This is a genomic window from Micromonospora globispora (assembly GCF_003857015.1).
In the GTDB taxonomy this organism is placed as follows: Bacteria; Actinomycetota; Actinomycetes; order Mycobacteriales; family Micromonosporaceae; genus Micromonospora; species Micromonospora globispora.
In genome coordinates this window covers 1-6955 of sequence record NZ_QGGF01000390.1, presented here as the reverse complement: position 1 = coordinate 6955, position 6955 = coordinate 1, and the positions used below count along the sequence as shown (strand labels likewise).

The window sequence follows — 6955 nt, the reverse complement described above, 5'->3', positions numbered from 1 at the left end:
TACAACGCCACCGCGTCGGCCTTGAACTCCGCGGGGTAGTGCTTGTTCACCATCTGTCAGGGACTCCTGATCTCCCCGGACCATCACGATCCAAGGTTCAAGTGTCCAGGACCAGGGGGCAACTCCCCCGACCGGTGCTGATCAACCTTGCCAGCGCAGCACAGGCACTTCTGCCGGCAAGCCGTGATGAAGGCCCGCACGTCTTGCACGGTCAGCTTGTCCAGACGCTTCCGACCTAGACCGGGGATCAGGTGCAGACGTACGGCCGACTCATAACCGCGCGCCGTGGTCGGGCGCAGATCCGCCACGTACGCGGCCAACCAGTAGGTCAGGAACTCATCCATCCTGCTGGACCGCTCGGGAGCAGGGATGCCCTGATGCGAGCGCGCGCAGACTGCAGTCCGCGAGACGCGAGAGGAGACGGGCATCGAGGTCGACGTGACAGGGATCGTCGGCGTCTACTCAGACCCAGGCCATGTCATCGAGTACTCAAACGGCGAGGTGCGACCCGGCTGGCGTAGTGAGCGGATGAAGAGGGTTTGGGTCAGCCTGGGGCGAGGAGGCAGAACTCGTTGCCTTCCGGGTCGGCGAGGACCGTCCACGGGACATCGCTCTGGCCTAGGTCGATGGCGGTGGCGCCGAGAGTCCGCAGTCTGGCCGCCTCGGTCTCTAGGTCGTCACCTGGGTATGGGCGGAGGTCGAGATGGACGCGGTTCCACACGGTCTTCACATCGGGTGTGCGGAGGAACTGCAGATATGGGCCGACGCCCTCGGCGGAGCGCAGTACCCCGTTGTGGTCGGTCACCTTGTGCAGGGTCCAGTCCATGGCCTTGCCCCAGAAGCGGGCCATGACTCGCGGATCCGCGCAGTCGACCACTACCGAGGCGATCGGTCCGGTGTCTCGGATCGGGTCGTGCCAGTCCAGCACGCAGAACTCGTTGCCCTCTGGGTCGGCCATGACCGTCCATGGGACGTCGCCCTGGCCTACGTCGGCGGGTGTTGCGCCGAGATCCTTCAGGCGCGTGACCACCTCCGCCTGATGGGCCGCCGAGGTGGTGGCGAGGTCGACGTGCACGCGGTTCTTCACCGTCTTGGGTTCCGGGGAGGCGATGAGGTCGAGGCAGACGGCGACGGGGTCGGGGTAGACGAAGCCCTCGGGTTCGAGGTTGGTCACGCCGGGTCCCTCGCTGGAGACTCCCCAGCCGAGCGCCTCCGCCCAGAAACCGCCCAGCGCGGAGTCGTCCCGAGCCTTCATGTTGATTTGAACAAGCCGCGTTGCCATGCCGACGATGCTAGGGGCTGCCGCGGGTTCTGGTCACCGGGCGTCATGACGAGCTGCTGCGGCAGTGGCGTGAGTACCGCGGCGAGATGGGGCGCGCCAAGGTTCCGTCGAAGCTTGAGACGGTCGGACCCATCGACGTCGAGGACCAGGGCGACGACCGCGCGAAGGTGACCGTGGACGTCCACCCGATCTGGTGGAACGGGCAGGCCAGCTTGAGCGGCACAGCCCACCCCTGGCGGTTCGAAACCCGGCGAGACGCCGGCGGCTGGCGGGTATGGGCAGCCGACCTGCCGTCGTGGTGCGGTGTGCACGTTCGGCCAGACACCTGCCGTTGAGCGCTAGCTTGATCTTCAACCTGCGGTCGGGTGTCATCGACCCCGTCTGACCAAGAGGACACCCCTCTCATGCGATCGCGTCGATCACCTGCTGGTGATCGCGCCACCGGCCGCCACGACGCGGTGACCGGTCAGGGAGCAACCGCTCGATCTACGCCCACTGGGCATCCGTCAACGGCACATCCACACAACGATCAGACGATCTTCATGACACGATCCAGGCACCGCCTCGGACGTGTCACGAGACGCGCGGCAGCGCGAGCCAGTCCTGCCAGGTAATGTCGCGGCCCAGATAACGGGGCTGCTGGAAAGGCCAGTCGGCGGCAATCCATTGCGGCACCAGCGCGTCGAGTGCGCGTTCCGCCTCGCCGCAGACGAGGTCGTCCACCACCCACCAGGAGACCTCTCCGTCGGAGCCGGTGCGCTCGGGCGGGTCGATGTAGACGCAGCCGAAGATTGCCGTCTCCTCCTCGTCCAGCAGCGCGTAGTTGAACGACTGGTGCGCGGCTATCTCCTTCTCGTGCCGCAGCAAGTCGATGCGGTCCTCTTCATAGGTCATCGTCTCCTCGGGCCAAGCCCAGGCCGGGCCGAAGATCTCCCACAAGCGCTCTCGGGAGCCCATCACGGCGGGGTAGTCAAGCGCGGTGTCCGCCTCCCGAATCGGCCGCAGGTGAAGCGCGGTGTTGGGCACGGGCACGTAGACGGGATGGACGAAGTCCTCAGGCAGCCAACTCATAGGGGCCGAGGCTACAACCGATCGGTGCAGGCTATTGAGTCTGCCGGCGGTTGGACTCCTGCCGGATTGCCTCCGTGAGATCCCGCCAGGTGCCGGCCGAGGTCTTCCTCATCCGGTCGACCATCGACCGGGCGGATGCTTCGTCCGGGAAGTCGTACGACGTGCGCGCCCTGGGCACCCTGCGAGCGGCGGATGGCAAGGGCATCGTCCGTCTTGAAGACCGGTTCGACACCGATATGGACGACCTGTGGTCAGCCCTCACCGATCCCCGCCGTCTCGCCCGCTGGCTCGGCGAAGTAGAAGGCGATCTGCGCCAGGGCGGTGAGTTCCGCGCACGCTACTTTGCCAGCGGATGGGAAGGCACCGGCCGGGTGGAAGAGTGCGAGCCGCCACGGTGGCTACTGATTCTGACCGAATCCCCAGACGAACCGGACGGCGTCATCGAGGCGACGCTTACCGCCGATGGCGACCAAACCATCCTGGTCATCGAGGACCGCGGCTTGCCTTTGCAGCAAATCGCCGCCTACGGGGCAGGAAACCAGGTCCACGTCGAAGATCTCGCCGCCTACCTCGCCGGCCGTGAACGCTGCAACGCGCGGGAGCGGTGGTGCGGCCGACGTGATGCTCGCGCGCACAACGGGGGCAGCCGTCCACTGATTGATGTGGGACCATCACGCTGTGCCTGAGTTGATCGTACGGGACATGACGAGGAACGAGTTCGAGGAGTGGCGTGACCGTACCATCCGATCATTTGCGGATGAGCAGGTAGCAGCCGGTAACTGGCCCGCGGACGAGGCCCTCGAGTTGGCCACCAAGGCAAACGACGTCCTGTTGCCGGATGGCTTTGCGACTGCCGGAATGCTGTTCTTGAGGGCCGCGCTTCCCGACGGCACCTGTGTTGGCGTGTCGTGGCTGGGCTTGACGCACCCGCGCGGTGCGCCCGACTGCGCGTTCATCTACGACATCGAGATCAATGAGGCGTACCGCGGAGCTGGCTACGGACGCGCGCTCCTGGCTGCTGCCGAGGACGCCGTGCGCTCCCGTGGCCTGGGTCGTCTAGAGCTCAACGTCTTCGCCGACAACGTCCGCGCGATCCGGCTGTATGAGACTTCCGGCTACCGCGTCGTGACACAACAGATGCGTAAACCGCTCAATTGAGCAAAGAGCCAGATCGTTTCCCGCCGCCGGCGCACTGATCTGCCGCGGTGAGGTGGGGTTGCCGCCAGCGCACCCGTTACCGTGGGTAGGCAGTGATGCCGGGCGCCAACGGCTGAGCAGGCCCGGGGTGGATACTCGGATGCGTTGGTCGGCTGTTTAGCTGATCGTTGTTACATGATGTTGCTGGTCCCCGCCGATGTGTTGCGCCCCCGCCGCCCGGAGCGGTGTCGCGCCGTGGTGGCCAAGACTGCTGCTGGTACCACGGCGGTGACTGGCACGCTGTGTCGGCTATCGCGATCCGGCTGGCTCTCGAGGTGCAGTCCGCCGGCGTCCCGTTCGACGACATCTCCGCTCGCGTCCGACGGCGGGCGTCCGAGGAGCTGCGGTTGAGCGACTGGGAACGTGAGGCGCTGAATTCATTGCTGTACGACGCTGTGCGGGTGAGCAATGAAGCGCGAGATGGTGTCCGGGCATTTATCAACGGGCAGCACCGGGTGCAGGCAATGCTGGACGCTGGGGTTCAGTGGACGCTGGTACAGCGCTACTAGGCGACGCAGTCATCAAGCCCGCGCCCAGCCGGATCGGTGGCCGGCAGACCATCTCCGCCACGCTCGGCAGCCAGCCGGACCAGCTTGAGGAAGACAATCCTTTGAGCAGCGTTTGCTGCTCGGTGAGCTCTTCGGCGTGCCCGAAGGCGTCCACCTTTTCGGGTTATCGCTGGTCAGCCAGCGATGTCCTCAACTGCCGAGAACAGTCAGCCACGGGCTGGGCATTTCCCCTGGGTGGACGACCCGTCAGCATTCGCTGCCTCGGTGGAGCGATTCCTCGCATGTAGCCGGACGGCTGGCCACGCAGGTCACTCCGACCGGGTTTGGTGTTAGCTCGCGTACGCCTGCATCGAAGTGATCATGGCCTGGTCGTCGAAGGTCATGGTGTCGATGACCTCTCTGGTGGGACCGTCGGCTGGTGTGGCGCGGAAGTGGAACGCGGCGTGGTGGTCGGCGATCGCCACCATAACGAGATCCATTGTCCGTTGCTCGGTGAGCACGCCGGCAAAGTGCTGCTCGATGGCCGTTCGGCCGGTGACTGGGGATCCGCCAGCGGGGTCATGCAGGCGGGCATCCGGTGTGTAAAGATCTGCCAGTGCGGTAGCGTCGGCGGCGCCGACGGCGGCGAGGTGGGCCTCGATGGTGGCCCTGATCTGCTCCGTGCTGGCCACGATCAACCGTCGCTTTCCGCCGAAGGACCCGCAGCCGAGGCAGGTCGCGCTTGCCGGTCGAGGACGACGCAGAGGACCCCGGTGTAGCCGGTCGTCGGATCTCCTTGCAGGTCCAGGATCATCTGCTCACCGCCGTCCGCGAAGATGCTGTCGGTGGCGTTGGTGGTGTCGCGCTGCGGCCGACCCCGATAGGGCGGGCGACTGAAAACCTCGTCGGTGACCGTGTCGGGAAAGTAGAGCTGCGTGGTCACCGAGCGGTCGCCGAGGTGCGCGATGAGGTGGATGTGCACGGTGCGGCTGGCGTACCAGCCCGGGTAGATCGTGTTGAACGCGCACATCCCGCGCTCGTCGGTGCGCTGGCTGCCCCGCAGGTACGTCTCACCGGCGGCGATCACATCGTGCGGCACCGACTCCGAGGTGACCACCTGTCCCGGCCTCGCTTCGAATGGCTGGAAGCCGGAGTATCGGCCCACGTGGTCGGCCTGCCAGACCTCGACGAGGACGCCCGCGAGGGGGGTGGTGGCGTCCGTCGCCAGTAGGCGTAGCCCGAGGCGCAGTGGGAGACCATCGCGGTCCTCGGTGATCTCCCGACGCTCGGGATGCACAGCTCGGTGGTATGGGCCCCGCGTCTGCTCGACCAACAACCGGCAGGTGACTCCGGTCGAGGCCAGTAGTTCGACGAGGTCCTCCTCCACCGTGCCAGTATGGTCCGCCGTTCGTTGCGGCGCCCGCGGTTCGCCGCCCGTCACCGCGTAACCGATGCTTCTACCCAGGGGAGCGGTGATGGCAGACGAGACACCTGACTACTTCGAGCCCGAGGGCTTGGCGGTGCTCACGCACCTGCTGATCGTCCGGGACATCGATCGGCCCCGCGAGTTCTATCGGCGCGTGACCGTCCACAGTTGTTGGCGAAGATCAACCGCCGTTAGCTGCACCCACGCCGGTTCGGGGTCACCGAGGTTGGCGACGTCCGCACTCATTTGCCGCCGAGCGGTCGCTACGACGGCCGGATCGGGCCGGTGAGCGGATGTGTGCCGATAGGCGCTCCACCGCTGCCCCGTGGCCGACGGCGGTTGGTCTTGCCACGCCAGGCGGCCGGGCACGCTCGGCTGGCGAGGCTAGGCCTCGCCGAGGTCGGTGCAGTGTGCGATCGTCGCATCGTCTGCCGCCACCGCGTGGCGCGCCTCCGCCTGCCGGACCCGATGGATGATTTCGGCGGGTCCGCTCGACGTCAGGACGGCCATGACCCCTGGCCAGTCGGCGAGCCGGAATCGGTCCACGATGCGGCTGGCTCCATTGCTGATCAGGACGGCACCGGTCAGTTCGGAGATCGGACAGCTTCCGGTGATTGCCTCGTCTGCCGCCCGTGGGTCGTCCTTGGCCACCCAGAAGCCGCCCGGCTGGTTCCGGTTGGCTCGTAAGTCTCGCAGGAGTCGGTGGTAATCCTCGCTACCCTCGGCGGTGGCCTCGATCGCGGACTGGTACGACCGGCTGATGATCACCTCCCGGGGATCGGAGACGACGAGCGGGTCACCGTCCGCTCGGTCGAGCACGAGGACCGAGTCACCGAGCACCAGGTACTCGATGAGGCCGTCGGACAGGCGCAGGATGGCTACGGTCGCCGACGGACTGATGGGGTCGGCGACGTCGCAGGTGTCCCGGTGCTCGTCCGTCACCTGCTCGATGGCCTCGGCGAGCAGCGCCGAAGGGCTGCCGTCCCGCACGATCGACAAGAGGCTGAGGAGGCTGCCTCCCAGGCGGCTGGCGTACCAGGCCACGCCGTGCCGGCAGATCGTTTCGAGGCCGGAGAAGCCGCCGGCGCCGTCGATCAGCACTGCTGCCGTCGCTACGGCGCCGGTGAAGTCCTCGTTCGCGTGGCCAGTCCGTGCCGCAGCGCTCATCATCGTCACCCGCATGCCCTGCCGCCGCCCTCCCACCGGTCAGGGCGCCGACCATAACAACCGCCGGCGCACTTGGTGCGCACACATCTGCCGCACGGACGGCGTTGGCGCTGACTGTGACTGGTGACGCACCGTGAGGTATGACAACCTCTCCCGGTTCCGGTCCCGGTGTCGTCTCTCCTGATCGTGTTGTTCTCCGCGGCGGTTTCTGCCTATCTCGGTCGCTACCGCGGTGACTCGCGGCTGCACACCGAGTCCGACCTGCGCGTCTTCCTGACCTGGTGCGCCCACCACGACCTGAAGCCGCTGTCGGCCGCACGCGTG

The 6955-nt window shown here is 66.7% G+C and carries 10 protein-coding genes and 1 pseudogene; 5 read left to right on the top strand and 6 right to left on the bottom strand.

Annotation, left to right across the window (positions count from 1 at the left end):
* Nucleotides 1-83 precede the first annotated feature (83 nt).
* The gene (locus DKL51_RS20620) at nucleotides 84-344 is read right to left on the bottom strand and encodes an N-terminal phage integrase SAM-like domain-containing protein (protein ID WP_260428598.1); all 261 of its coding nucleotides are present in this window, start codon (nucleotides 342-344) and stop codon (nucleotides 84-86) included.
* Between the two features lie 43 nt (nucleotides 345-387).
* On the opposite strand from DKL51_RS20620, the pseudogene DKL51_RS36520 reads away from it, so the two are divergent.
* Nucleotides 388-507 (top strand): annotated as a pseudogene (locus DKL51_RS36520) (NUDIX hydrolase); the annotation flags it as partial.
* A gap of 37 nt (nucleotides 508-544) precedes the next feature.
* Here DKL51_RS36520 and DKL51_RS20610 read toward each other — a convergent pair.
* Nucleotides 545-1282 carry a VOC family protein gene (locus tag DKL51_RS20610; RefSeq protein ID WP_124812385.1) on the bottom strand — a complete coding sequence of 246 codons (738 nt, stop codon included), beginning with the start codon at nucleotides 1280-1282 and terminating at the stop codon, nucleotides 545-547.
* Between the two features lie 86 nt (nucleotides 1283-1368).
* Here DKL51_RS20610 and DKL51_RS20605 point away from each other — a divergent pair, with 86 nt between their 5' ends.
* Nucleotides 1369-1617: a hypothetical protein gene (locus tag DKL51_RS20605; protein ID WP_124812384.1), complete on the top strand. Its 249-nt coding sequence runs from the start codon at nucleotides 1369-1371 to the stop codon at nucleotides 1615-1617.
* Between the two features lie 238 nt (nucleotides 1618-1855).
* On the opposite strand, the gene DKL51_RS20600 is transcribed toward DKL51_RS20605, so the two are convergent.
* Nucleotides 1856-2353 (bottom strand): GNAT family N-acetyltransferase, encoded by a 498-nt coding sequence (locus DKL51_RS20600; RefSeq protein ID WP_124812383.1) that lies wholly within the window; start codon nucleotides 2351-2353, stop codon nucleotides 1856-1858.
* Nucleotides 2354-2442: 89 nt separating this feature from the next.
* Between DKL51_RS20600 and DKL51_RS20595 the strand changes: the two genes are divergently transcribed.
* From DKL51_RS20595 to DKL51_RS35065, 3 genes are all read left to right on the top strand, one after another.
* Nucleotides 2443-3039: an SRPBCC domain-containing protein gene (locus DKL51_RS20595; RefSeq protein ID WP_260428597.1), complete on the top strand. Its 597-nt coding sequence runs from the start codon at nucleotides 2443-2445 to the stop codon at nucleotides 3037-3039.
* Complete coding sequence (locus DKL51_RS20590; RefSeq protein ID WP_124812382.1) at nucleotides 3032-3511, top strand: GNAT family N-acetyltransferase; 480 nt, start codon at nucleotides 3032-3034, stop codon at nucleotides 3509-3511. Before DKL51_RS20595 ends, DKL51_RS20590 begins: the two co-directional genes overlap by 8 nt.
* Nucleotides 3512-3897: 386 nt before the next feature.
* A complete protein-coding gene (locus DKL51_RS35065; RefSeq protein ID WP_185734865.1) occupies nucleotides 3898-4059 on the top strand; it encodes a hypothetical protein in 162 nt (53 codons plus the stop codon).
* 329 nt (nucleotides 4060-4388) lie between these two features.
* Here DKL51_RS35065 and DKL51_RS20585 read toward each other — a convergent pair whose 3' ends face one another.
* From DKL51_RS20585 to DKL51_RS20575, 3 genes are all read right to left on the bottom strand, one after another.
* Complete coding sequence (locus tag DKL51_RS20585; RefSeq protein WP_165823182.1) at nucleotides 4389-4730, bottom strand: nuclear transport factor 2 family protein; 342 nt, start codon at nucleotides 4728-4730, stop codon at nucleotides 4389-4391.
* Nucleotides 4731-4732: 2 nt separating this feature from the next.
* The gene (locus DKL51_RS20580; protein WP_165824606.1) at nucleotides 4733-5425 is read right to left on the bottom strand and encodes a dioxygenase family protein; all 693 of its coding nucleotides are present in this window, start codon (nucleotides 5423-5425) and stop codon (nucleotides 4733-4735) included.
* 423 nt (nucleotides 5426-5848) lie between these two features.
* Nucleotides 5849-6646, bottom strand: a complete 798-nt coding sequence (locus DKL51_RS20575) for a protein phosphatase 2C domain-containing protein (RefSeq protein WP_185734864.1) — start codon at nucleotides 6644-6646, stop codon at nucleotides 5849-5851.
* Between the last annotated feature and the right edge of the window lie 309 nt (nucleotides 6647-6955).

Coding starts and splice junctions, on each gene's coding strand:
- DKL51_RS20575 (WP_185734864.1), bottom strand. CDS start 6,646: ATGCGGGTGACGATGATGAGCGCTGCGGCACGGACTGGCCACGCGAAC.
- DKL51_RS20620 (WP_260428598.1), bottom strand. CDS start 344: ATGGATGAGTTCCTGACCTACTGGTTGGCCGCGTACGTGGCGGATCTG.
- DKL51_RS20605 (WP_124812384.1), top strand. CDS start 1,369: ATGGGGCGCGCCAAGGTTCCGTCGAAGCTTGAGACGGTCGGACCCATC.
- DKL51_RS20600 (WP_124812383.1), bottom strand. CDS start 2,353: ATGAGTTGGCTGCCTGAGGACTTCGTCCATCCCGTCTACGTGCCCGTG.
- DKL51_RS20610 (WP_124812385.1), bottom strand. CDS start 1,282: ATGGCAACGCGGCTTGTTCAAATCAACATGAAGGCTCGGGACGACTCC.